We start from the raw sequence: 23,276 nt of genomic DNA on the forward strand, positions 1-23,276 counted from the left end.
ATGCGGGTTTTACTGGCGCCCATGGAAGGCGTACTGGATTCGCTGGTACGTGAACTGCTCTCCGGCGTGAATGACTATGACCTGTGCGTCACTGAGTTTTTACGCGTGGTCGATCAGCTGCTGCCGGTAAAATCCTTCTACCGTTTGTGTCCGGAGCTGCACCATCACAGCCGGACGCCCTCCGGCACGCGCGTGCGCATGCAGCTGCTGGGCCAGTATCCTGAGTGGCTGGCAGAAAACGCTGCACGCGCGGTGGAGCTGGGTTCGTGGGGCGTTGACCTCAACTGCGGCTGCCCGTCGAAGCTGGTGAACGGCAGCGGCGGCGGTGCGACGCTGCTGAAAGATCCGGAGCTGATCTATCGTGGTGCCAGAGCGATGCGCGAGGCGGTGCCCGCTCATCTGCCGGTCACGGTGAAAGTGCGGCTCGGCTGGGACTCGGGCGCGCGGCGTTTCGAGATCGCCGATGCGGTGCAGCAGGCCGGTGCCAGCGAGCTGGTGGTGCATGGCCGGACCAAAGAGGACGGCTATCGCGCAGAGAGCATCAACTGGCAGGCGATTGGTGAGATTCGCCAGCGTCTGACAATTCCGGTGATCGCCAACGGCGAAATCTGGAACTGGCAGGATGCGCAGGATTGCCTGCGCATTACCGGCTGCGACGCGGTCATGCTCGGGCGCGGCGCGCTCAATGTGCCTAACCTGGGGCGCGTGGTGAAATACAACGAAGCCCCGATGCCGTGGTCGCAGGTGGTTGAGTTGCTGCTGCGCTACACCCAGCTGGAAAAGCAGGGTGATACCGGCAACTACCACGTTGCGCGCATCAAGCAGTGGCTGGGCTATCTGCGCAAAGCCTACCAAGAGGCCGACGGCCTGTTCAGCGAGATCCGCACGCTGCGTGTCTCCGCCGAGATCGCCAGCGCCATCGAACGCCATGCCGCACGCATGGCCCAGGTGTCCTGCATCTGAACCTGAGCGGTGGTACCTGAACCGTCAGGTCCGCCGCGTTAACGGGCAAGCCAGCGATCACCCGGTGAAAGCGTGCGCTGCCGCCATGTTTTATAACAAAAAAAGCCGCGATCCTTAGTCTGCTAACCGGTATAGTGAACCTTCGCTTTCACCACGTTTCTGACGCCATCTTCCATGTCTGACGCCGCTGTACTGAGTAATGCTCAGTTAAATAAACGCATCCTCTCCGTCATCGTTTTCACCTTCTTTTGCTACCTGTCCGTCGGGTTGCCGCTGGCGGTGCTGCCGGGGTTTGTGCATAACCAGCTGGGCTTCAGCTCGTTTATCGCCGGGCTGATCATCAGTCTGCAATATTTCGCTACGCTGCTCAGTCGACCGCACTCTGGCCGGCTGGCCGATCGCTACGGCCCGAAACGCGTGGTGATGATGGGGCTGGTGTGCTGCGGCATGAGCGGCGTGCTGTCGATCATTGCCGCGCTGTGCAGCGGTGCGCCGCTGCTGAGCCTGACGCTGCTGGCGCTGGGGCGGCTGTTTCTCGGCGTCGGGGAAAGCTTCAGCAGTACCGGCTCGACGCTGTGGGGCATGAATATTGTCGGCCCGCGACAAACTGCGCGGGTCATTTCGTGGAACGGCGTGGCGACTTACTTTGCCATGGCGATTGGTGCGCCGCTGGGCGTGCTGCTGAATCAGATTTTTGGCATCAGCGGCTTTGCCGGTCTGGTCGCGCTGATGGGGGCGATCGGCTTCTGGATGGCCTCGGGCAAACCGGCAGTCAGCGTCAGCGCCGGCGTGCGCATTCCGTTTCATCGCGTGGTCAGCCGCGTCTGGCTGTTTGGCCTGGCGCTGGGATTTGGCACCATCGGCTTTGGCGTGATCTCCACCTTCATTACCCTTTATTTCGCCAGTCGCGACTGGAGCGGCGCGGCGTTCGCGCTGACGCTGTTCAGCCTCGGCTTCGTGCTGGTGCGGCTGGCGTGCGGGCGCTATATCACGCGCTTCGGCGGGCTGCAGGTCTCGCTGATCTCGTTCGTGCTGGAGGGCGCCGGTCTGCTGCTGATCTGGCAGGCGGACAGCAGCTGGCTGGTGGATATTGGCGCCTTCCTCACCGGCGGCGGTTTCTCGCTGGTGTTCCCGGCGCTGGGCGTGGAAGCGGTGAAGCGGGTACAGCAGCAGGATCAGGGATCGGCGCTCGGTACCTATTCGGCGTTTCTCGATTTGGGGCTGGGGTTGACCGGACCCGTGGCGGGGCTGTTAATCGGCCACTGGGGGATGCAGTCGGTGTATCTGGCGGCAGCACTGATGGTGCTGGGCGCGTTCCTGATTACGCTGCGCCTGCACCAGCAGTCTTCAGAGCCTATCAGGCCAGATGAATAAACAGCGCATACAGCAGCCCTGACAGCAGCACCGATACCGGCAGCGTCAGCACCCACGCCAGCGCCAGATTACGCAGGGTGGCGAGCTGCAGGCCGGATCGGTTGGCCACCATGGTACCGGCCACGCCGGACGACAGCACATGGGTGGTCGACACCGGTAAACCAAAGGCATCGGCCGCACCGATAGTAGCCATCGCCACCAGCTCCGCACTGGCACCCTGCGCATAGGTGAGATGGGTTTTGCCGATGCGCTCACCCACCGTAACCACAATCCGGCGCCAGCCGACCATGGTGCCGAGACCCAGCGCAATCGCCACCACCACTTTGACCCACATCGGGATAAAGCGCGTGGCCGCGTCCAGCTCGTGCTTCACCGCCGTCAGGTTGCGCGCCGTCTCTTCCGGCAGCGCGACGTTGGCCGATTGCAGATGCTTGATGGTCTCCGAGGCGAGATACATATCGTTTCGCGTATTGGTGACCGCCTGCGCCGGAATATTTTCTACCGAACCGTACTGGCGAATCTGTTCGCCGATATCGCCGAGCATCATACCGAGCGCCGGCAGCACCTGCGGCCGGTTCTGGCTGGTGCGTACATATTCCGTCAGCACCTCACGCGCTGCCGGCATTGCGGCGGGCGGTGGCTGCAGCGTCAGCAACTGCTGTTCGGTCACCTGGGTTAACGCCGCCACGCGCGGAATTTGCTCCGGCGGCAGCGAGCGGTTGAGCGCATAGGCGATCGGCATGGTGCCAACCAGGATCAGCATAATCAGCCCCATGCCTTTCTGACCGTCGTTCGAGCCGTGGGCAAACGAAACGCCGGTACAGGTGAGGATCAGCAGGCCACGAATCCACGCTGGCGGCGGCTGATTGCCTTCCGGCGCCTGATACAGCTGGCGATTGCGCACTAATGCCTTCATGGCCAGCAGCAGCACGGCGGCGCAGATGAAGCCAATCACCGGCGACAGCAGCAGGGCGTAACCGACTTTAACCGCCTGATCCCAGTCGACGCCGCTGGTGCCGCTGCGGCCGTGCAGCAGCGCATTCGCCACGCCTACGCCGATAATCGAGCCGATCAGCGTGTGCGAGGAGGAAGAGGGCAGGCCGAAATACCAGGTGCCGAGGTTCCAGACAATCGCCGAGCACAGCAGCGCGTACACCATAGCAAAGCCGTGACCGCTGCCCGCCTGCAGAATCAGCTCCACCGGCAGCAGCGAAATAATGCCAAACGCCACCACGCCGCTGGAGAGCAGTACGCCAAGGAAATTACACAAGCCGGACCACACCACCGCCACGCCCGGCGACAGCGAGTGAGTGTAGATCACCGTGGCGACGGCGTTGGCGGTATCGTGGAAGCCGTTAACAAACTCGAAGCCGAGCGCAATCAGCAGCGCCACGCCGAGCAGCAGGAACGGCGTATAGCTGGTGACGACCGCGCCGGTCTCTTCCACGTCGTTGAACAGATTGATACCGGTGAACACCAGCCCGGCCACCAGCAGCAGCAGAAACAGCACGCGCGACGCGCGACCGCTGCGCGGGTGCAGATTGGGCCGTCCGCGGTCGGACGATGATGCAGGGAAACTGTTTTCAGCCATAACACACCCCCCGGGGTGAATTAACGATGCACGAATGGCACCCGTTAACTGCAGTGTGATACGGGTTTTGTATGACAGAATGATGATGCCAGCGCGGGCTGTCATCATGCTGTAACAGACCTGTCGCAGGCTGTGGATCTGACCGCTCTGGGATCTTCACGCCGCTATGCTCCAGCCTGTTCTGCCGCTTGCCTCGCTGCCCGACTTCAACAACGAAGTTGCCGGACTGATTCACGGTTACCTGTTCAACCCGGATGCGCCGCCACAGCGGCTCAACGCCCGCGAGGCCGCGCAGCTGGCGCGGCACACCTTACCCGACGGCTGCTTTCTCTGGCTGCACATTAACCTGAATCATGCCCGCGCCGAGCGCTGGGTTCAGGACCACTTCAGCGTAGATGACGATTTTTTCGATGAGATTCATTCGGCCTCGCCGCGCACCCGGCTGGCGCAGCAAAACGATGCGCTGCTGGCGGTGCTGAATGACGTCACCTTTAGTAAAGAGGAGCGCAACACACAAAATGCGACGTTGTGGATCTGGTGCCGGCCGCAGGTGATGGTCAGCGCGCGCTATCGCCCGGTTGGCATGATTGAACGTATGCATCAGCAGATTGATCGGCTGTGCTTCAGCGCGCCGGATGCGATGCTGCTGTGGCTGCTCGGCGAACAGGAAGCGCAGCTGGAGCAGGTGGTGCGGCGCTCCAGCCAGGCGGTGGATGCGATAGAAGAGCGGCTGCTGAGCGCGGCGATCAAAGCCAACCGCAGCGAGCTGGGCCATCTGCGCCGCATGCTGCTGCGCGTCCAGCGGCTGCTGGCGCCGGAGCCGGCCGCGCTGTTTCGCCTGCTTAACCGGCCGCCAAACTGGCTCAACCGGGAACCGCTCAGTGAGCTGCGGATTTTCACCGAGGAGTTCAGCGTAGCGCTTAACGATCTTGCCAGCCTGATGGAGCGCATTCGCCTGCTGCAGGAGGAGATCGCTGCCCGCCTGATGGAGCAGAGCAACCGAACGCTGTTTTTGCTCACCTCAATCACCGTGCTGGCGCTGCCCATCAATATCGTAGCCGGTTTTTTTGGCATGAACGTGGGCGGCATTCCGCTGGCGAACAATCCGCACGGCTTTCTGCTGTTAGTGCTGGTGGTGCTGGTGTTTACTCTGGTGGCGGGCTGGCTGGCGTTACGCCGACCGCACGATTGAGCGCGCAACTGCGCCGCGACACAACCGCACAATGATCCCGGCGATCGGGCAATAAAAAAGCCAGCCCTGCGGCTGGCTTGATCATCGACAGCAAACCCTTACAGGCTGTTGCCGTTGCTGGCAGGCTGTGCCGGCGCGGCCTGCTCAACCGGAGCGGCTTCAGCGGGCTGCTGCGCATCGGCCTGTGGCGCGACGGCGGTGGCACCCTGCGGCGTCATCGGTTCTTCTTTCGGCATCGCGTCAGAAGACTCCTGTACCATCACCGGCGCAGGCTGGGCTTCGCCCGGCTGACCGTTGATTTTGGTCGGCATACCGGTACGTGCCTGGATAGCATTGTTCACGGCATCCTGATTGGTGCTGGCATCGGCCACCACTTTGGTCACAGCGGACGTCAGGCTGATTGGCACCAGTTCACGTGAGTTGAACTGCTCTTCGGTGGTCGACAGCGGGTTGTGAACCTCGATGTAGCGCGAACCGTCTGGCTCAACGGTGGCTTTTACCGGCTGGTCAATGAACTGCACGCGCGTACCGACCGGCACGTTGTCGAACAGCCATTTGATGTCGTCCGCACGCAGACGCACGCAGCCGTGGCTCACGCGCAGGCCGATACCAAAGTTGGCGTTGGTGCCGTGAATCGCATACAGACGGCCAATGTACAGCGCGTACAGGCCCATCGGGTTATCCGGACCTGCCGGGAACACAGCCGGGATGCTCTCGCCGCGCGCCGCGTACTCTGCGTGCATCGCTTTGGTTGGCGTCCAGGTTGGACCATTCTTCTTGCGCTCAACCGCGGTGGTCCAGTTAACCGGCGTATCTTTACCCAGCTCGCCGATACCGATCGGCAGCACCACGACAGTTTTGGTGCCTTTCGGGTAGTAATACAGACGCATCTCGGCGCTGTTGATCACGATGCCTTCACGCGGTGCGTCAGGCAGAATCAGCTGCTGCGGGATCACCATTTTAGTGCCTGCTTTCGGCAGGTAAACGTCCACGCCCGGATTGGCTTCCAGCATGTTGCTGAGGCCCATCTGGTACTGCGCCGCAAACGCTTCCAGCGGCAGTTTGCTGTCGTCTGGCACGGTGATTTCAATATTTTCGCCAATCAGGCGGCTATTCGCTGGAGGCAGCGGATAGACGACTGCAAAGGCCGACTGGCTGAACGCCGCCAGTACGAGGGCGAGTGAAGCGAACGCGCGAATGCTTTTTTTCATGTTTTTACAAGTCGTTATGGCCATTTTCATGGCTTGTCAGTGTGTCGAACCCATCAGGGTCAGAATAACCCGCTGCGCATTATATGTGCATAGGCGCAATGATGGGAATCAGGATTTTCGCTGGTTGAAGATACTTTACGCAAAACGCGGCGTTTCACAGACTATTCTCTTTGCCACGCCGCCCAAAATGTGAATTTTCTTACGGTTGCCACAGCGTCACTTCGCCGCTCAGTTTACGGTTGAGGAAAAACGCGGCACTGATCAACGCCAGATGGGTCAGCGCCTGCGGCATGTTGCCCAGCGCGTTGCCGTGCGCGGTAAACTCCTCGGCGTACAATCCCAGCGGATTGGCGTAGCTCAGCAGCTTTTCAAACTCGAAATGTGCCTCATGCACCCGCCCGGCGCGCGCCAGACACTCCACATACCAGAACGAACAGGCGGCAAATGCGCCCTCGCCGCCGGTCAGCGCATCGGCGGGCGTCTCACTGATGTTATAACGCCGCACTAAACCGTCGCTCACCAGATGGGTTTTAATCGCATCCAGCGTGGCGATCCACTCCGGATCGGTCGAGCTGACAAAGCGCACCAGCGGCATCAGCAGCATCGACGCATCCAGGTATTTACCGCCGCGCGTGGCGGTGAAGTGGCCGAGTTCATCGTTCCAGAAGTTCTGCCAGATGTCGTCGCGGATCTCACTGCGCACCCGATCCCAGCGATCGTACGGCATCGGCAGCGAACGCTTCATGCCCAGCCGCAGTGCGCGGTCCAGCGCCACCCAGCACATCAGGCGCGAATGCAGGAAGTGCTCCGGCTCGCCGCGCATCTCCCAGATACCGGCGTCCGGCTGGTTCCAGTTAACGCAGACGTAGTCAATCATGCTGGACACATGGCGCCAGCCGCGCTGCGAGATAGCTTCGCCGTATTTGTTCGCAAGGTAGACCGCATCCATCAGCTCGCCATAAATATCCAGCTGCGTCTGGCGCCAGGCATCATTGCCGATGCGCACCGGGCGCGAGTTGGCGTAACCGGAGAGGTTGAGCAGTTCGGTCTCGTGCAGCTCGGTGCCGCTGTCGAGGCGATACATCACCTGCAAATGCGGCGTATCGTCGTGGCTGTGCTCAACGCAGCGGCCGACCCAATGGGTGAAGTCACGCGCTTCTTCCACATAGCCGAGCCGCATCAGCGCGTACATGCTGAACGAGGCATCGCGGATCCACGAGGCGCGGTAATCCCAGTTACGCTCGCCGCCCAGCTCTTCCGGCAGGCCAAAGGTGGCGGCAGCCGCAATCGAGCCGTGCTGGTGCGAGGTGAGCAGCTTGAGCGCCAGCGCCGAGCGCGTCACCATCTCGCGCCAGCGACCGCGATAAGAGCTGTGGCTGCTCCAGCGCCGCCAGTAATCCACGGTATCGCGAAAGCAGCGCTCGGTCGCGATATGCTGCACCTGCGGATCGTCATCGTTGCCAAACACAAATTCGGCGTGCTCACCGGCCTGCAGGGTAAACTGCGCCACCGCGCTGTCCGGTTCGCGCGTCATCACCACCGTGGCGCTCAGGCGCAGCGACGGCTGGCCTTCGGCGACAAAGGCGATACCGCCTGGTCGCGTCTCCGTGCGCGTTTCGGCACGGGCATAGTCGTGGCGCGGCGCGCAGCGCAGATCAAAGGTGGCGGTGCCGCGGATCATTTTTACCCGCCGCACCAGGCGCGGCACTTTGCTGCGCTCATCGCAGATCGGCATGTAATCAGTGATTTCCGCCACGCCGGCCTCGTCAAGCCAGCGGGTTTGCAGAATGTTGGTATCGGGCAGGTAGAGCTGCTGCTGGCGCGCGTTTTGCCACTGCGGTGCCAGCGAAAACAGGCCGGCTTCGTCGCTGTCGAGCAGGGCGGCAAACACGGAGGGGCTGTCGAGTTCGGGCCAGCAAAGATAATCAATGGTGCCGTCGTTCGCGATCAGGGCACAGGTGCGTAAATCACCGATGACGCCGTGATCGTCAATTCTGCGTTTAATCTTGCTCATCCTGCCTCCTGAACGCTATCCGATTGTTAACTATAGACGAAACGGCAGAATCGGCTGCGACGTGGCACAGAACGATAACTTCTATACTGTGAAGACACCCATCAGGCAGGAGAACGTTATGACACTGGGCAAACAGAAAGTCGCCGTAGTGACCGCTTCAGATTCGGGGATTGGACGCAGCTGCGCCGTGATGCTGGCTGAGGCCGGCTACACCGTCGGCATTACCTGGCGCTCGGATGAAGAGGGCGCGCAGGAGACCGCGCGGCTGGTGGAGAGCAAAGGCCAGCTGGCCCAGGTGCGGCAGCTCGATCTGTCCGATCCGCAGGCTGGCGGGCAGCAGCTGGCGCAGCTGATCAACTCGCTGGGCCGCATCGATGTGCTGGTAAACAATGCCGGCGTGATGACCAAAGCCGATTTTCTCGATGTGACCTTTGAGGACTGGCGCAAAGTCTTTACCGTTGACGTAGACGGCGCCTTTGTCTGCGGACAGATTGCCGCGCGTCATATGGTGGATCAGGGCGACGGCGGGCGCATCATCAACATCACCTCGGTGCATGAGCATACGCCGCTGCCGGACGCCGCCGCCTATACCGCGGCCAAGCATGCGCTTGGCGGGCTGACCAAATCGATGGCGCTGAGCCTGCTGCCGCATCACATTCTGGTGAATGCCGTGGCGCCGGGCGCCATCGCTACGCCGATGAACGACATGAGCAACAGCGAGGCGCACAGCCGGCGCATGCCGGAAATCCCGATTGGCCGCCCTGGCGATACGCGCGAAATCGCCAGTCTGGTGGCGTGGCTGTGCTCGGAATGGGCCACTTACACCACCGGGCAGTCATTCGTGGTCGACGGCGGCTTCATGCTGGCCAACCCGCAGTTCAAGGGTTACCACAGTTAACCGGCGCGGCGGCGGTTCCAGCGGCGAATCACAAAGCGCAGCACGATGCCGAACACAATTGCCGCCGCCAGCCAGATGAAGTGCTTGAGGTGCTGATCAAGCTTGTGCAGCCACGGCGTAATAATTTCACCGGCGAAGTAGCCGAGGGTGACAAAAATCAGCGCCCACAGCGCGGCACCAATGACGTTAAGCACGAAAAAGCGCAGCGGCTTAAGGCGGCTGGTGCCAATAATAATCGGTCCAATCAGGCGAAAGCCGTACATGAAGCGCACGCCAATCACAAACAGGCTGGGGTGCTTCTGAATCAGCCGGTTAGCTTTTTTAATGGTGTCCTGATGTTTGCGGAAGCGCCGCAGAATGCGCGTGCCATAGCGGCGGCCAAGCCAGAACAGCAGCTGATCGCCAATAATGCCGCCGCCCATCGCCGCCAGCACCACGCCGCTGAAATGCAGCAGGCCCTCGTGCGCCGCGACGCCGCCCAGCAGGGTAAAGGTTTCCCCTTCGGCAATGCAGCCAATCAGCAGCGCCAGGTAACCGTACTGGGTGATTAATCCATTGATATCGATATGCAATTGCTCCTCCCTGGGTAAGCGATACAGCTAACAGTCTAGCTGGCTGCGGCTTTTTTTGTGCCGCTGGCCGCAAAAACAGCCGCGCCGATTATACTTGAACTGAAGCTGCCTGCATTGGACAGCCTGATCGCTGGGGCAGCCCGTCGCATCAGAGGAGTGATTGTATGAATCATGTCTGGGGTCTTCTGGCGCATCCCAATCAGGAGATGCGTGATATCAAGCAGGAAAACGAGAGCGTTTCGCACCACTACACCCATCACGTTCTGCTGATGGCGGCGATCCCGGTGATCTGCGCCTTTATCGGCACCACGCAATTGGGCTGGAATCTGGGCGAAGGGCAGCTCGTGCAACTCAACATGCTGACCGGTATTGGTCTCGGCATTCTGTTTTACCTGATCATCTTAGGCGGTGTGGCGGTGATGGGCCGCGTCATTCACTGGATGGCGCGCGACTATCCGCAGCGTCCCAGCATCCAGCGCTGCACCGTGTTTGCCGGCTATGTGGCGACGCCGCTGTTTATCAGCGGGCTGGTGGCGCTCTATCCGCTGGTGTGGCTGTGCGTGCTGGCCGGAGCGTTAGCGCTGATGTACACCGGCTATCTGCTGTACGTCGGCATCCCGGTATTCCTCAACATTGACCGTGAAGAGAGCCTGCGCTTCTCCGGCTCGACGCTGGCGATTGGCGTGCTGGTGTTCGAGGTGCTGCTGGCGCTGACGGTGATTCTGTGGGGTTACGGACCACGCTTGTTCTGACCGTGATAGGGGTCAGGTCGTCAGCCATGGCGACCTGACTGATCCCGCTGCGCCTGGCAGTGTCTGTCATGCCCGCCTTTTTTAACGCCCGGAAACAATCTCCCTAAGAAATTTCGCAGACGAGCGCGTATGATAGCGCAGCCAGCCCGCGTCGCATCAGGCCTGACGCCGGCGGCCTGTGTTTCGACACAGCGCAAACCTCCTCACCGGATTTTTTTGACACGATGTCTGTAAAAATGCGTATTTCTTTGCTGTCGCTGGCGCTGTTTGTCGCCGCGCCAGCTGCGATGACTCCGGCGCTCGCCGCCGCAGCAAAACTGGCCGATCTGGCGCCGATTGCCCAGCCGCAAATCGCCTCCGGCAGCGCGCTGATTGTCGATCTCGATAATAACAAAGTGCTGTTTTCCAGCCATCCGGATCGGGTGCGGCCTATCGCGTCGATCACCAAAGTGATGACTGCGATGGTGGTGCTGGATGCCCGGCTGCCGATGGACGAAATGCTGTCTGTGGATATCAGCCAGACGCCCGAAATGCGCGGCGTATTCTCGCGCGTGAAGCTCAACAGTGAAATCAGCCGCCGCAACATGCTGCTGCTGGCGCTGATGTCCTCGGAAAACCGCGCGGCGGCCAGCCTGGCGCATCACTATCCCGGCGGTTACGACGCCTTTATCCGCGCCATGAACGCCAAAGCGCGCGCGCTCGGCATGACGCACACCCACTACGTAGAGCCGACCGGTTTGTCGCTGCATAACGTCTCCAGTGCGGAAGATCTGGTGAAGCTGCTCAGGGCCACGCGCCAGTATCCGCTGATTGGTCAGCTGAGCACCACCAAAGAGGAGACGGCGGTGTTTAAACACCCCAGCTACGCGCTGCCGTTCCGCAATACTAACCACCTGGTGTACAAAAATGACTGGCGCATACAACTGACCAAAACCGGTTACACCGACGAGGCCGGTCACTGCCTGATAATGCGTACCATGATTAATAACCGCCCGGTGGCGCTGGTGGTGCTGGATGCGTTTGGCAAATATACCCACTTTGCCGATGCCAACCGCCTGCGCGACTGGCTGGAAACCGGCAAGGCGGCGCCGGTGCCGGCGGCCGCGCTGGTGTACAAAAAGCAGAAAGCGTCGCAGCTTGCCAGCAGTGCGGACGAGGAGTAACGCAACCCGTTACTCAGCGTAGCGGCGCAAAGGAGTGCGCCGTGTGTTGTGGTGGCGCGTGACTGACGGTCAACGGCGCATAAATGAACAAAATTTCTTATCGTTAGCACCAATGTTTTACGCCACCATTCCTATAGTTTCCCTGACGGCAAAGTCCTACACTGGCGACCATTCACGGTCAACCTTGCGTTTACAGGCTGTTATTGCGCTGGAATCTCACTCATATGTTCAAGTTTCGTTCTCTGTTTACCCCGTTCCTGCTGCTGCTGGTGTTATTCACGCCGGCGCTCAGCTATGCGGATGACAACGCCGCGCCCGCGCAGCAGGAAGAAGACGCGGCACCGAAGGTCAATCCGGCGGTAGAACTGCCGAAGATGCAGAAAATCCTCGACAAAATTAAGGGCCAGGTGTCTGGCGATACCAATGAAAACCAGCTCAACCAGCTCAATGAGATGGCGCTGGAGCTGTCAGGTAATGCGGAAACCCTCGGCCAGGCGCTGATTCCGCAGCGTCAGCAGCTGGATGCGCAGCTGGCGGTGCTCGGCCCGGCGCCGAAGGCGGACAGCGGCGTGAAAGAGACGCCGGAAGTGACGCGCAAACGCGCCGCGCTGGAGAATCAGAAGGGCAAACTGGATGATCAGATCAAGCAGGCCGACGGCATCAAAAACGGGGCGCTGGTACTGTCCTCGCAGATCGTCAACCTGCGGCGCGATCAGCTGAAAAGCCAGCTGGCGCTCAACTCCGGCAGTATTTTAGGGCCACGCTTCTGGTCACCGCTGTTCAGCCGTCAGGACCTGGATGGTGAAAAAATTGGCGACTTTATCAGCGAGCTGCAGGATACCGCCGCGCTGTCGTGGGAGCCGGGCTGGCGCGTGGGCACGGTCGGCTGGCTGCTGGCGGCGCTGCTGGTGATGACGCTGGGCCGGCGTTACAGCGAAGAGTTTCTGGCGTGGGTCAGCATTCACAAACTGCCGGAAGGGCGGCTGCGCCGCAGCTTCCTCGCGGCGGCGATTGCGCTGACCACGCTGGCGGCCGTGGTGCTGACCTTTAACTTTCTCTCGCTGGCGTTTGTGCGCCGTGATGAAGTGTCCAGCGACGTGCAGGATTTTATCAGCCGTCTGGTGCAGCTTAGCGTTTACTGCGGACTGATCGCCGGTCTCGGCCGCGCATTTCTGTCAACGCGCCGCCCGAGCTGGCGTCTGCCGAGCATCTCCAGTGAAGTGGCGCTGGCGCTGAAGCCGTTCCCGCCGATTACCGCCGCGCTGGTGTTTATCTTCCAGACCGCCGAGTCGTTTAACTACACGGTCGGCACCAGCCTGAACACCACCATTTTTGCTAACGGCCTGACGGCGCTGCTGATTGGCAGCACCGGGCTGGCGATCAGCATGCGCACCAATCGCGTGCGTCGTCGCATGGCGCAGGCCGGCAATCCGCCGGAAGCGCGTCCCACCATCGTCGGCCTGGTGCAGCTGGCGCTGACGGTTACCGCCGTGGCGATTCTGGTTTCGCTTATTGTCGGCTACGTCACGCTGGCGCGCTTCCTCAGCTATGAAGTGATCTGGTGCGGCATCCTGTTTGGCTCGTTCTACTTCCTCAGTCATCTGATCAACGACGGTTGTGAAAGCCTGTTCTCCACCAACAACGCGACCGGCAAGCGGTTGCAGACCTCACTGAATATTGACGAGCGCTATCTGCAGCAGGCCGCAACGCTGCTCAGCGCCGTGGGTAAAACCCTGCTGGTGGCGTTTGTCGCGCTGGCGCTGCTCAACGGCACGTTTGCCTCGTCCACGCCGATTGAGCTGATCCAGAAAGTCATTGAGTTCTGGGGTGGCAAAGGGCTGGAGTCGCTCAACATTGTGCCGGCGCACATGGTGAACGCCATTCTGTGTCTGGTGGTGGGTATCTACGTGCTGCGCTCGGTGCGGCGCTGGCTGGACAAAGAGTTCCTGCCGAAGACCACCATGGATATCGGCATGCGCGTGTCGCTGGTGACGCTGTTCAGCAATATCGGCTACGTGCTGATTATCCTGCTGACGCTGTCGATTATGGGGCTGCAGTGGAACAAGCTGGCGTGGATCGTCAGCGCCCTGTCGGTGGGGATCGGTTTCGGCTTACAGGAGATTGTGAAGAACTTTATCTCCGGTCTGATCCTGCTGACCGAGCGTCCGGTGAAGGTCGGCGATCTGGTGAGCATCAGTGGCATCGAAGGGGATATTCGCCGTATTAACGTGCGTGCGACTGAGATTCAGCTGGGCGATAAATCCACGGTGATCGTGCCGAACTCGCAGCTGATTTCGCAGAACGTGCGCAACGCCACCATGGGCAATGCGCAGGGCGTGGTGACGATTCAGCTGACCTTCCCGCTGGATATCGATCCGGTGCAGGTGCGCGAGCTGTTGCTGGACGTGTACCGCGAGAACGAGCGTATTCTCGAAACGCCGGAGCCGTCAGTTTCGTTTAAAGATTTGACGCCGGCGGGTATTGTGCTGAGCGTGACCGGCAACGTCGCCAGCCAGCGCCAGATTTCCGGTGCGAAAAGTGATCTGCTGTTCGATATCCTGACGCGCCTGCGCAAAGAGGGCATCGTGCTGTCGACGCCGCAGACCATGATTATCGAACGCCGCGCGCTGCCGGCGACGGCACAGGAGCAATCCAATCCCATACCGTAACAACGGTTTGGGTCATAATCGCACGCGGTGGTGAATCCAGGTCGGCATGAATGCCGACCCTACACGCCTGTGGAACGTGATCGTAAATACGAGGGCGGCATCAATGCCGACCCGACGGTTGTAGGGTGGCCATTTATGGCCACCGGGACAGCGTTAATTCCTTCAGGCTTTCACCGCCCAGCCTTTCTGCTTACTGGTTTTCCCGATGCCCGGGTTAAAGGTATTGGTCGGATCGAGCTGGCGATAAAACGCCTGCAGCTGCGGTTTGGCCGCATACAGATGGCCAACGTTATGCTCTGCCGGATACTCCGCGCCGCGCGCCGCGAGGATCGCCATCATCTTCTCCTTCAGCGCATGGGCATCTACGCCTTTCTTCACAATGTAATCCTGATGGAACACGTGGCAGAAGAAGTGGCCGTAGTAAAGGCGATGAATCAGATCGTTATCAAACTCCGGCGGCAGGCGCTCAAACCACTCCTGATCGTTGCGGCGCAGCGCAATGTCCAGCGCCAGAATATCCTCCACTTCGTCAGCGTGCACCGCGTGATAACGCACGGCGGCACCGGCTGCGGCAAAACGATGCAGAAAGGCGTGCGCGCCCTCTTTGGCGTCGCAGGCAAAGAACTCACCGCCGCCTTCGCGGAAATACTCCTGCAGATACGCCTGCGCTTCGGCCACGCCGTCGCCGGACATCTTCAGCATCAGGTGATGCTCGTATTTGTCACGATACTGCTTCAGGCGCTTCGGCAGGTGTGCCGGGAACCAGCGGCTGATGCGTTGCAGCAGGCGATCGGTCAGGTGCGGCTTAACGAAGCTCAGCTTGCTAAGCCAGGCATCAATCCGGCCTTTGAGGGTGAAAAACAGCGGCATCTTGTCGGTGCCGAGTTTATCAATCATCACAAAGGTGTCTTTGCCGTAGACCTCGGCGATGTCGAAAATATCGCGGTGCATGTACTCACCGGCGACGGGTAAATGGGTAAACTCCGCCAGTATGTGGCGACGCAGCTCGCCGAGCGTCGCCGGGTCGTTGGTGCCAATGTAAAACACCTGCTGCTTCGGCTCGGTGGGGAAGGTGTCGAGCCGCACGGCAAACACCGCCAGTTTGCCGGCGCAGCCTGACGCCTCAAACAGGCGCCGCTGGTCGGCGTTGAAACGCGCCGGCGTATCGGCATGAATGTCCCGCACCCGCTCGGCGTATTCGTGGTCGGACGCGTGGCGCGCATCCCAGCGCACATCATCCGGCTGCCAGCGCTCGTCGTCCAGCCGGCCGAGAATCTCTTCCGGCGAATGACCGAGGTCGATGCCCAGATGGTTGACCAGCCGGAGCTTGCCGTCGGCGTCCACCTGCGCAAACAGCGCCATTTCGCTGTAGGCCGGGCCGCGTTTGATCAGCGAGCCGCCGGAGTTATTGCAGATGCCGCCCAGCACCGAGGCGCCGATGCACGAGGAGCCAATCACCGAGTGCGGCTCGCGCCCGAGCGGTTTAAGGGTTTTCTCCAGCTGATACAGCGTGCTGCCGGGGAAGGCGAGAATCTGCCTGCCGCCGTCGATCAGCTGCAGTTTGTCGAGACGCAGGGTACTGATGATCACCATCGGGCGATCGTAATCGTTGCCGTTGGGCGTTGAACCTTCGGTCAGGCCGGTATTAGCGGCCTGCATCAGCACGATGGCATCGGCCTGTACCAGCGCCTGCAGCACGCGCCATAGCTCCAGCAGAGAGCCGGGGAAAACCACCGCCAGCGCATCGCCCTCGCCGGAACGGAAACCCTTACGATAGCGCGCGGTTTGCTCCGCGTCGGTCAGCAGCTGTGACGCGCCGACCAGACGGCGCAGCTCGGACAGCAGGGCAGGGTGTGAGGTGTTGTTATTCATTAGCCTATCCTTGTCGTTAACGTGGCGTTTCTACTGTAGCACGCGTCGGCCACGGGGGCGCAGTGTGACAATGGCGGCTACCTGCTATCCTCATCTTGTGGCACACTGCCCCGGTTATTTCGATATTGCGCAGTTACTTAAGAGAACCCGACCTGATGAAATGGATTTACTCTGTTAGCCTCGCTGTTTCCCTTGCCGTGCAACCCGCGTTTGCGGACGACCTGTTCGGCCCCCATCCAATGACGGAACAGGCGCGCGACGCCTTTGTTAATCAGCTGCTGAGCAAAATGACGCTGGATGAAAAGATCGGGCAGATGCGCCTGATTAGCGTCGGTCCGGATACGCCAAAAGAGGCGATTCGCGACATGATTCAGCACGGCCAGGTCGGGGCGATTTTCAATACGGTAACGCGTCCGGATATCCGCGCTATGCAGGATCAGGTCATGCAGCTCAGCCGCCTGAAGGTGCCGCTGTTCTTTGCTTATGATGTGGTGCACGGCCAGCGCACCATTTTCCCGATCCCGCTCGGCCTCGCCGCCAGCTGGGATCTGCAAGCCGTTAGCGAAGTGGGACGCATCTCCGCCTATGAAGCGGCAGACGATGGCCTCAACATGACCTGGGCGCCGATGGTGGATGTGTCGCGCGAACCGCGCTGGGGCCGCGGCTCTGAAGGATTTGGCGAGGATACCTACCTCACCTCGCAGATGGGCAGTGCGATGGTCAAAGCCATGCAGGGCAAGAGCGCCGCCGACCGCTACGCCATCATGACCAGCGTTAAGCACTTTGCAGCTTACGGCGCAGTGGAAGGCGGTCGCGATTACAACACCGTCGACATGAGCCCGCAGCGCCTGTTCCAGGATTATCTGCCGCCGTATAAAGCTTCGCTGGATGCCGGCAGCGGCGGCGTGATGGTGGCGCTCAACTCGCTGAACGGCACCCCGGCCACCGCCGACAGCTGGCTGCTGAAAGATATTCTGCGCAACGACTGGAAATTCAAAGGCATCACCATCAGCGATCACGGTGCCATCAAAGAGTTAATCAAACACGGCGTCGCCAGCGATCCGCAGGATGCCGTGCGTATTGCGCTGAAATCCGGCATCGACATGAGTATGAGCGACGAGTATTACAGCAAATACCTGCCGGGGCTGGTGAAAAGCGGCGCGGTGAGCATGGCGGAAATCGACGATGCGGCCCGTCACGTGCTCAACGTTAAATATGACATGGGCCTGTTCAACGACCCGTACAGCCATCTCGGTCCGAAAGGCAGCGATCCGCAGGACACCAATGCGGAAAGCCGCCTGCACCGGGCGGAAGCGCGCGACGTGGCGCGCCGCAGTATGGTGCTGCTGAAAAACTGGCATGAAACCCTGCCGCTGAAGAAAGAAGCGACCGTGGCGCTGGTGGGACCGCTGGCCGATAGCCAGCGCGATATCATGGGCAGCTGGTCGGCTGCGGGCGTGGCGAAGCAATCTGTCTCGCTGCTGCAGGGCATGCGCAGCGCCATGGCCGGCAAAGGCACCGTGCTGTATGCCAAAGGGGCCAATATTTCTGATAACAAAGGTATCCAGAACTTCCTCAACCTGTATGAGCAGGCGGTCAGCGTCGATGCCCGTTCGCCACAGCAGTTGATTGACGAAGCGGTCGCGCAGGCGAAAAAAGCGGACGTGGTAGTGGCGGCCGTGGGCGAGGCGCAGGGCATGGCGCATGAAGCGTCGAGCCGCAGCGACCTGGTGATCCCGCCGAGCCAGCAGAAGCTGCTGGCGGCCCTGAAAGCCACCGGGAAACCGCTGGTGATTGTGCTGATGAATGGCCGTCCGCTGGCGCTGGTGAATGAGGACCGCATGGCGGATGCGATGCTGGAGACCTGGTTCAGCGGTACCGAGGGCGGTAACGCCATCGCCGATGTGCTGTTCGGTGATTACAACCCATCAGGCAAACTGCCGGTGTCATTCCCGCGCTCGGTCGGGCAGATTCCAATTTATTACAATCATTTGCCAACCGGCCGTCCGTACAATTTCGAGAAGCCGAACAAGTACACCTCGCACTACTACGACGCGGTCAACGGTCCGCTCTATCCGTTTGGTTATGGTTTGAGCTATACCCAGTTCAGCGTGTCACCGGTGAAGATGTCTGCGCCGACCATGCCGCGTAACGGCACGGTGGAAGCCAGCGTGACGGTGACGAATACCGGCAAACGCGATGGTGCCACGGTGGTGCAGCTGTACCTGAACGATCCGGTCGCCAGTATCAGCCGTCCGGTGCAGGAGCTGCGCGGCTTCCAGCGCATTATGCTGAAGGCCGGCGAGTCGCAGACCGTGCGCTTTAAGATTGATGTCGATGCGCTGAAGTTCTGGAATCAGAAGATGCAGCACGTCGCCGAGCCGGGCAAATTCAACGTGATGATCGGTCTGGATTCAGTCAGAACCCAGGATGCGCAGTTCGATTATTTGTAATTGAGGGTTTGTTATCCTGATTTTTCCCTCACCCTAACCCTCTCCCGGCGGGAGAGGGAACCGATCAAACCGACTTTTAGCGGATATTATCCTCTGACCTGCCCGCTTCAGCGGACTGCCCCCTCTCCCGCGCGCGGGAGAGGGCTGGGGTGAGGGAAAGGTCATTAGCGCAAGAACGAACAAATGAATCTCCGCCACCGCATCGAACAGCAGGTCTTTCGCCTTAACGGCCTGTCGCTCAACGAATTTGACATCTCTCAACCGCCGGGCGATCCCGGCCTGTTCGGCCCTGACCACATCATCTGGCAGGTGCACGGCGACTTTCCCGCGATGCTGTGCGGCGGCATCAGCGCGCTGATGCTACAGATGCTGCATCCGGCGGCGCTGGCGGGCGTGTGGGATCACTCCAGTTTCCGCCAGGATATGCTCGGCCGGCTGCGGCGCACCAGCCAGTTCATCGCGGTCACCACCTTCGGCAACACCGCCGATGCGCATACCCTGATTGAGCGGGTTAAACGCATCCATCTGCGCGTCACCGGCATCGATAACACCGGCAAACCTTATGCCGCCAGCGATCCGCATCTGCTCACCTGGGTGCACGTTGCAGAAACCAGCCGCTTCCTGGCCGCGCATCTGCGCTACAAAAATCCACAGCTCAGCCTCGCCGATCGCGATCGTTATTACGCCGAAGCGGCGCGGGTAGCGGAAGCGCTTGGTGCGCAGCAGGTCCCGAAAAGCGTAGAGGCGGTTGAGGCCTATTTACAGGCGATGCGGGCAGAGCTGGTTTACGATGCGCGCACTCACGAAGTGATGCAGCTGCTGCTTAACGCGCCGGCACCCAGCTGGCAGGCGAAACCGGCGATGCGCGTCATGCTGCGGGCTGGCTGTGGTCTGCTGCCCGACTGGGCGCAACAGCTGATGCACCAGCCGATCGGGCCAGTGACGCAATGGCGGATTGATAAGCAGATCGCGTTGATTGCCGCCCTGTTGCGCTGGTCAATCCAGCGTGGCGCCTGGGCGCGTGCCATGCAGCGCATGGGGCGCGATCCGCGTTACAGGTGAAATTCATCCTGCTTGCTGGTGTAGCTGCGCGGCGTGCGCGCCTCGCGTTTCAGCAGGAGCTGGCGCTGCTGATAGTGATGCAGCAGCATGCCCAGGCCAACGCCCAGTAGCGCCAGCGGCACCAGCGTGTAGTAGATATCCAGCGGCAGCAGCACCAGCAGCGCGATGGCAGCGACGATCAGCGTCAGGGCTGCCATCACCCACGTATAGCGGACAAACAGCCACAGCAGCAGGGCGAGAATCACGATTTCGCGCAGATTGAGATCGAGGGTTTGCAGCACCATGACGACAGCTCCGCAACAGAAGAGTGCGCTGACAATAGCATGCGAAGCGGTAAAAGAATCGCAAAAAAATCTGAAGCTTCGCCGCCGCTGCCCCCACCATTCTTAAGCCGGGCTGAACGATGGCCTGGCGCACTTTGAGAGTTTTACCCTTGTGTCACATGGCGCGAGTGCCGATCCTGCTCTATTCTCGGGGAAAATGGATCCCTCCAGGCATTGTCGAGGCGTTATGACACACCAACCTCTGATTGCTGAGGTGCCGAATCAGCAACACACTTTAACCGCCATCGTCGAACAGGATGCGCGTACCGCCTATTTTTACATCTGGCCGAACGACCTGTTCCGCAGTCAGTACGCCGTGCGCGGCTGCTGGTTGCGCAATCTGCTGCCGGCACCGGCGCAGGAAGATCGCGAAGCGATGGAGCAGGGTATTGCGCCGCTGCTCAGCGCCAGCTATTGCCGCACGCTGGAAGCGGAGCCGATGCTCGATCCGGCCGGCCTGCAGATTCTGTGGGAGCCCAGCGACGACGGTGCCGCGCTGTGGTATTACGGCCAGCTGCTGGCGGTAATCCCCGGCTGGAGCCTGTATCAGGACAAGCAGGTCAGCTTCTCGGCGGGCTGCATCAAAGAGAACCGTCTCACCGCGCCGCTCGGTTCAGCCTCCACCAACGATTACTACGCGCGCGCCGAACAGCAGCGTCATTTCTGGCGTGACTGGCACGATGGCCAGCAGTGGGATCGCGTGCAGAGCGAGCTGCTGCAGCGTTACCAGGCGCAGTTTGGTGAGTCGGTAAAATATTACGCCATCGATCAGGGCAACTGGCCGCCAATGGCGATTTCGCAGCACTGGCATAACGGCGTGTGGTATTTCTTCACGCTCGGCATGAGTATCCGGCCGATGCCGCAGGTGGATTACCTGTTTGACGAGTTGGCACCGCAGTACCGGCGTGTAGAGCTGGCGATGGCGGTGGATGGCGAAGTGATGACCGAGGCCAACGCGGTGCAGATGGCCAGCGCGCTGGCGGAGTTTGCTCATCTGCCGTGGGCGCGGCTGACGTGGATTGGCGAAGGGCACACGCTGGCGTCGGAAGTTGCGCCGGTCGGCTTTGAAAGCTTCCTGCTGGCCAACGGGCTGGCGGGCGAAAACGCGCAACTGCGGTTGCCGAAGCGCGACGGCGATCGGCCAAATCTGCTGTGGGCGACGCCGATCACCGAAGCCGAGCGGCTGTTTGCCCAGGCGGACGATCGCGGCGGCCAGCAGCTGCTGCAGCGTTTGCTGGCGCAGGGCAGCGATCATGTGTTCCGTCCGCGCCAGGAAGTGGTGGAGTCCGCACCGTAGTGCCTGCCGAATAAGCCCCGACATACCCCTCTGGCAGCGACCAGGCGGGTATTAAGCGGATGCTTCCCGTTCCAGCCATGCGACGAAGCGGTTTAGCGAGGATGATTTATCCACGTCAGGCGCAATTAACGCCACGTAGCGGCTCCCCTTCGCCTCAATAGCTAACGGGGTGACAAGCCGGTTGCCCTGCAGGTCATGTCCCAGCATTTGTATTCCACCGATACCCACACCGACGCCATCAATAATCGCCTGCAGACTAATATAATTGTGTTCGAATCGCTGAAAACGTTCCGGACGCACCTCGCCGACGCCAGCCTGCTTCATCCACCGTTCCCACTCGCCTGACCGCGTACTGGATAACACGACAACGTGGGTTGCCAGGTCTGCAGGGGTGTTCAGCGCTTTTGTGGCTAACAGTTTCGGCGCGGCAATCAGGGTGAGCTTTTCCTCAAATAACGCTTTCTTCTCAAAGTAACGCCATTCAGGTTTGTTCAGCGCATCCCGGCTAATCAATACGTCAAAGCCAGATAGCCCTTTCACCTCCGAACTGTTTGAGGTGGATACCGAGATTTCAATGTCGGGATATTGGCTGTGGAATGCCGGCAGGCGCGGGATCAACCAGTGCATCGCAAAGGTGGTTTGCGCATTGACGCGTATCGTGCGGGTGTTGGGTGTTTTGCCAAAGCGCACCGCAGCATCGCTGATGATGTCAAAAGCGGTGCTGATCTCTGCGGCAAAAGCCCGGGCATGTTCCGCCGCCACGCTGCGCTGTCCCTGGCGTTCAAATAACGGTTGTCCCAGCCACTCTTCAAGCAATTTGATCTGACGGCTAACGGCACCGTGGGTCACCCCTAATTCCTCAGCCGCGTCGCTCAGGCTGTTGGCGTGCGCGGCCGTTTCGAACAGCCGCAATGCATTCAACGGCGGCAGGTTACGTTTTTTCATCTGTGACTTTTAGTATCAGTGATGGGCAATATTTATCGATATTATGATCGAATTGCCCTCATTAACATGCGTGCTTTGCCGTTGAAAATGAGGAAACTCAGTGGGTGATTATCTCTTTTTGACGCTGATCGCGATCCTCTCCGGGGCGCTGAGTGGCATCATCGGCACCGGTTCTTCGTTACTGCTGCTGCCGCTAATGGTCAGCAATTTCGGCCCCAGAGTGGCGATGCCAGTCATGGCTATCGCCGCAATCCTGGGAAATCTCTCGCGCATCGCGGTCTGGTGGCGTGAAATCGACTGGCGCGCCACTCTGGCCTATAGCCTTCCTGGCGTGCCAGCTGCGTCGTTAGGCGCACATGTGCTGCTCTCTTTACCTGCCTGGCTCATTGATGGCGCGCTGGGTCTGTTTTTCTGGGTGATGATTATGGTCAGACGCAACCTGAAAAACAGTCACTGGACACTCTCGATAAAGCAGTTAGGGCTTTGTGGTGGCGTGGTGGGTTTTCTGACCGGACTGGTTCTCTCCACCGGACCGGTGAGCGTGCTGATTTTTACCGCCTATGGATTGAGTCGTGGCGCATTTATTGGCACGGAAGCATCGAGTGCCTTGCTGTTATATTTCAGCAAGGTCAGTACGTTCGCCTTCCAGCAGGCGCTCTCAATGCAGATTGTGCTCACCGGTGTGTTAGTGGGCAGTGGCATTATGCTGGGCACCCTGAGCACGAAGGTGATAGTCCAGAGACTGTCAGTCACACAATTTGCCGTGCTGATAGACGTCATTCTGTTTATTTCCGGCGCAGGATTAATCGTTAATGCCTGGTCAGGAGCACCATAAAGTTACGTTTCATTCTTTGCACTCTCTTCATTGCTGAGGAACTTGAGGTGCGCGAGATCACAAAATGGTTAACTGATTGAATAGCGTGAC

Annotated in this window: 18 protein-coding genes; 11 read left to right on the top strand and 7 right to left on the bottom strand. The window is 60.2% G+C overall.

Annotated features, from left to right (window positions below; all coding sequences use genetic code 11):
- Both dusC and QMM04_RS05575 read left to right on the top strand, forming a co-directional pair.
- The gene (gene dusC, locus QMM04_RS05570) at positions 1-963 is read left to right on the top strand and encodes a tRNA dihydrouridine(16) synthase DusC (protein WP_058775305.1); all 963 of its coding nucleotides are present in this window, start codon (positions 1-3) and stop codon (positions 961-963) included.
- Between the two features lie 174 nt (positions 964-1,137).
- Positions 1,138-2,337: an MFS transporter gene (locus QMM04_RS05575; protein WP_021508482.1), complete on the top strand. Its 1,200-nt coding sequence runs from the start codon at positions 1,138-1,140 to the stop codon at positions 2,335-2,337.
- On the opposite strand, the gene QMM04_RS05580 is transcribed toward QMM04_RS05575, so the two are convergent.
- Positions 2,321-3,928 carry an inorganic phosphate transporter gene (locus QMM04_RS05580; RefSeq protein ID WP_282995797.1) on the bottom strand — a complete coding sequence of 536 codons (1,608 nt, stop codon included), beginning with the start codon at positions 3,926-3,928 and terminating at the stop codon, positions 2,321-2,323. The genes QMM04_RS05575 and QMM04_RS05580 overlap by 17 nt on opposite strands.
- Before the next feature lie 166 nt (positions 3,929-4,094).
- Here QMM04_RS05580 and QMM04_RS05585 point away from each other — a divergent pair, with 166 nt between their 5' ends.
- A complete protein-coding gene (locus QMM04_RS05585; RefSeq protein WP_058769476.1) occupies positions 4,095-5,120 on the top strand; it encodes a transporter in 1,026 nt (341 codons plus the stop codon).
- A 98-nt stretch (positions 5,121-5,218) separates the two neighbouring features.
- Here QMM04_RS05585 and QMM04_RS05590 read toward each other — a convergent pair whose 3' ends face one another.
- Positions 5,219-6,331: a L,D-transpeptidase family protein gene (locus QMM04_RS05590; protein ID WP_058775308.1), complete on the bottom strand. Its 1,113-nt coding sequence runs from the start codon at positions 6,329-6,331 to the stop codon at positions 5,219-5,221.
- Positions 6,332-6,530: 199 nt separating this feature from the next.
- A complete protein-coding gene (locus QMM04_RS05595) occupies positions 6,531-8,345 on the bottom strand; it encodes a glycoside hydrolase family 15 protein (RefSeq protein WP_058781285.1) in 1,815 nt (604 codons plus the stop codon).
- 118 nt (positions 8,346-8,463) lie between these two features.
- Here QMM04_RS05595 and QMM04_RS05600 point away from each other — a divergent pair, with 118 nt between their 5' ends.
- Complete coding sequence (locus QMM04_RS05600; protein ID WP_058757839.1) at positions 8,464-9,243, top strand: SDR family oxidoreductase; 780 nt, start codon at positions 8,464-8,466, stop codon at positions 9,241-9,243.
- Here the strand turns inward: QMM04_RS05600 and QMM04_RS05605 are convergent.
- A complete protein-coding gene (locus QMM04_RS05605) occupies positions 9,240-9,815 on the bottom strand; it encodes a DedA family protein (protein WP_021508476.1) in 576 nt (191 codons plus the stop codon). The genes QMM04_RS05600 and QMM04_RS05605 overlap by 4 nt on opposite strands.
- 164 nt (positions 9,816-9,979) lie before the next feature.
- Here QMM04_RS05605 and QMM04_RS05610 point away from each other — a divergent pair, with 164 nt between their 5' ends.
- From QMM04_RS05610 to QMM04_RS05620, 3 genes are all read left to right on the top strand, one after another.
- Positions 9,980-10,567 carry a Yip1 family protein gene (locus QMM04_RS05610; protein WP_282995798.1) on the top strand — a complete coding sequence of 196 codons (588 nt, stop codon included), beginning with the start codon at positions 9,980-9,982 and terminating at the stop codon, positions 10,565-10,567.
- Positions 10,568-10,791: 224 nt separating this feature from the next.
- On the top strand, positions 10,792-11,730 hold the full coding sequence (pbpG, locus tag QMM04_RS05615) for a D-alanyl-D-alanine endopeptidase (RefSeq protein WP_282995799.1): 939 nt from the start codon (positions 10,792-10,794) through the stop codon (positions 11,728-11,730).
- 224 nt (positions 11,731-11,954) lie between these two features.
- Complete coding sequence (locus QMM04_RS05620; RefSeq protein WP_282995800.1) at positions 11,955-14,399, top strand: DUF3772 domain-containing protein; 2,445 nt, start codon at positions 11,955-11,957, stop codon at positions 14,397-14,399.
- Positions 14,400-14,561: 162 nt separating this feature from the next.
- Here QMM04_RS05620 and dld read toward each other — a convergent pair whose 3' ends face one another.
- Positions 14,562-16,271: a D-lactate dehydrogenase gene (dld, locus tag QMM04_RS05625; protein WP_282995801.1), complete on the bottom strand. Its 1,710-nt coding sequence runs from the start codon at positions 16,269-16,271 to the stop codon at positions 14,562-14,564.
- 155 nt (positions 16,272-16,426) lie between these two features.
- Here dld and bglX point away from each other — a divergent pair, with 155 nt between their 5' ends.
- Together bglX and QMM04_RS05635 are read left to right on the top strand one after the other, a co-directional pair.
- Positions 16,427-18,724, top strand: a complete 2,298-nt coding sequence (gene bglX, locus QMM04_RS05630; RefSeq protein ID WP_031279874.1) for a beta-glucosidase BglX — start codon at positions 16,427-16,429, stop codon at positions 18,722-18,724.
- Positions 18,725-18,907: 183 nt separating this feature from the next.
- Positions 18,908-19,786 carry an oxygenase MpaB family protein gene (locus tag QMM04_RS05635; RefSeq protein WP_088516321.1) on the top strand — a complete coding sequence of 293 codons (879 nt, stop codon included), beginning with the start codon at positions 18,908-18,910 and terminating at the stop codon, positions 19,784-19,786.
- Here QMM04_RS05635 and QMM04_RS05640 read toward each other — a convergent pair.
- Entirely contained in the window at positions 19,777-20,070 is a 294-nt protein-coding gene (locus QMM04_RS05640) for a hypothetical protein (RefSeq protein ID WP_215480127.1), read from the bottom strand. The genes QMM04_RS05635 and QMM04_RS05640 overlap by 10 nt on opposite strands.
- A gap of 226 nt (positions 20,071-20,296) precedes the next feature.
- On the opposite strand from QMM04_RS05640, the gene QMM04_RS05645 reads away from it, so the two are divergent.
- A complete protein-coding gene (locus QMM04_RS05645) occupies positions 20,297-21,406 on the top strand; it encodes a suppressor of fused domain protein (protein ID WP_021508468.1) in 1,110 nt (369 codons plus the stop codon).
- Positions 21,407-21,457: 51 nt separating this feature from the next.
- On the opposite strand, the gene QMM04_RS05650 is transcribed toward QMM04_RS05645, so the two are convergent.
- Positions 21,458-22,351 (bottom strand): LysR substrate-binding domain-containing protein, encoded by an 894-nt coding sequence (locus tag QMM04_RS05650; protein ID WP_264248947.1) that lies wholly within the window; start codon positions 22,349-22,351, stop codon positions 21,458-21,460.
- 100 nt (positions 22,352-22,451) lie between these two features.
- Here QMM04_RS05650 and QMM04_RS05655 point away from each other — a divergent pair, with 100 nt between their 5' ends.
- The gene (locus tag QMM04_RS05655) at positions 22,452-23,186 is read left to right on the top strand and encodes a sulfite exporter TauE/SafE family protein (RefSeq protein ID WP_282995802.1); all 735 of its coding nucleotides are present in this window, start codon (positions 22,452-22,454) and stop codon (positions 23,184-23,186) included.
- The last annotated feature ends 90 nt before the right edge of the window (positions 23,187-23,276 follow it).

This window comes from Pantoea sp. Pa-EAmG, from assembly GCF_030024295.1.
Lineage (GTDB): Bacteria > Pseudomonadota > Gammaproteobacteria > Enterobacterales > Enterobacteriaceae > Pantoea > Pantoea dispersa.

Bases quoted from the DNA above. Each gene is read 5' to 3' on its own strand.
- bglX (WP_031279874.1), top strand. From the start codon at position 16,427: ATGAAATGGATTTACTCTGTTAGCCTCGCTGTTTCCCTTGCCGTGCAA.
- QMM04_RS05620 (WP_282995800.1), top strand. From the start codon at position 11,955: ATGTTCAAGTTTCGTTCTCTGTTTACCCCGTTCCTGCTGCTGCTGGTG.
- QMM04_RS05575 (WP_021508482.1), top strand. From the start codon at position 1,138: ATGTCTGACGCCGCTGTACTGAGTAATGCTCAGTTAAATAAACGCATC.
- QMM04_RS05580 (WP_282995797.1), bottom strand. From the start codon at position 3,928: ATGGCTGAAAACAGTTTCCCTGCATCATCGTCCGACCGCGGACGGCCC.
- pbpG (WP_282995799.1), top strand. From the start codon at position 10,792: ATGTCTGTAAAAATGCGTATTTCTTTGCTGTCGCTGGCGCTGTTTGTC.
- QMM04_RS05590 (WP_058775308.1), bottom strand. From the start codon at position 6,331: ATGAAAAAAAGCATTCGCGCGTTCGCTTCACTCGCCCTCGTACTGGCG.
- QMM04_RS05635 (WP_088516321.1), top strand. From the start codon at position 18,908: ATGAATCTCCGCCACCGCATCGAACAGCAGGTCTTTCGCCTTAACGGC.
- dld (WP_282995801.1), bottom strand. From the start codon at position 16,271: ATGAATAACAACACCTCACACCCTGCCCTGCTGTCCGAGCTGCGCCGT.
- QMM04_RS05595 (WP_058781285.1), bottom strand. From the start codon at position 8,345: ATGAGCAAGATTAAACGCAGAATTGACGATCACGGCGTCATCGGTGAT.
- QMM04_RS05650 (WP_264248947.1), bottom strand. From the start codon at position 22,351: ATGAAAAAACGTAACCTGCCGCCGTTGAATGCATTGCGGCTGTTCGAA.
- QMM04_RS05585 (WP_058769476.1), top strand. From the start codon at position 4,095: ATGCTCCAGCCTGTTCTGCCGCTTGCCTCGCTGCCCGACTTCAACAAC.
- dusC (WP_058775305.1), top strand. From the start codon at position 1: ATGCGGGTTTTACTGGCGCCCATGGAAGGCGTACTGGATTCGCTGGTA.
- QMM04_RS05610 (WP_282995798.1), top strand. From the start codon at position 9,980: ATGAATCATGTCTGGGGTCTTCTGGCGCATCCCAATCAGGAGATGCGT.
- QMM04_RS05600 (WP_058757839.1), top strand. From the start codon at position 8,464: ATGACACTGGGCAAACAGAAAGTCGCCGTAGTGACCGCTTCAGATTCG.
- QMM04_RS05645 (WP_021508468.1), top strand. From the start codon at position 20,297: ATGACACACCAACCTCTGATTGCTGAGGTGCCGAATCAGCAACACACT.
- QMM04_RS05640 (WP_215480127.1), bottom strand. From the start codon at position 20,070: ATGGTGCTGCAAACCCTCGATCTCAATCTGCGCGAAATCGTGATTCTC.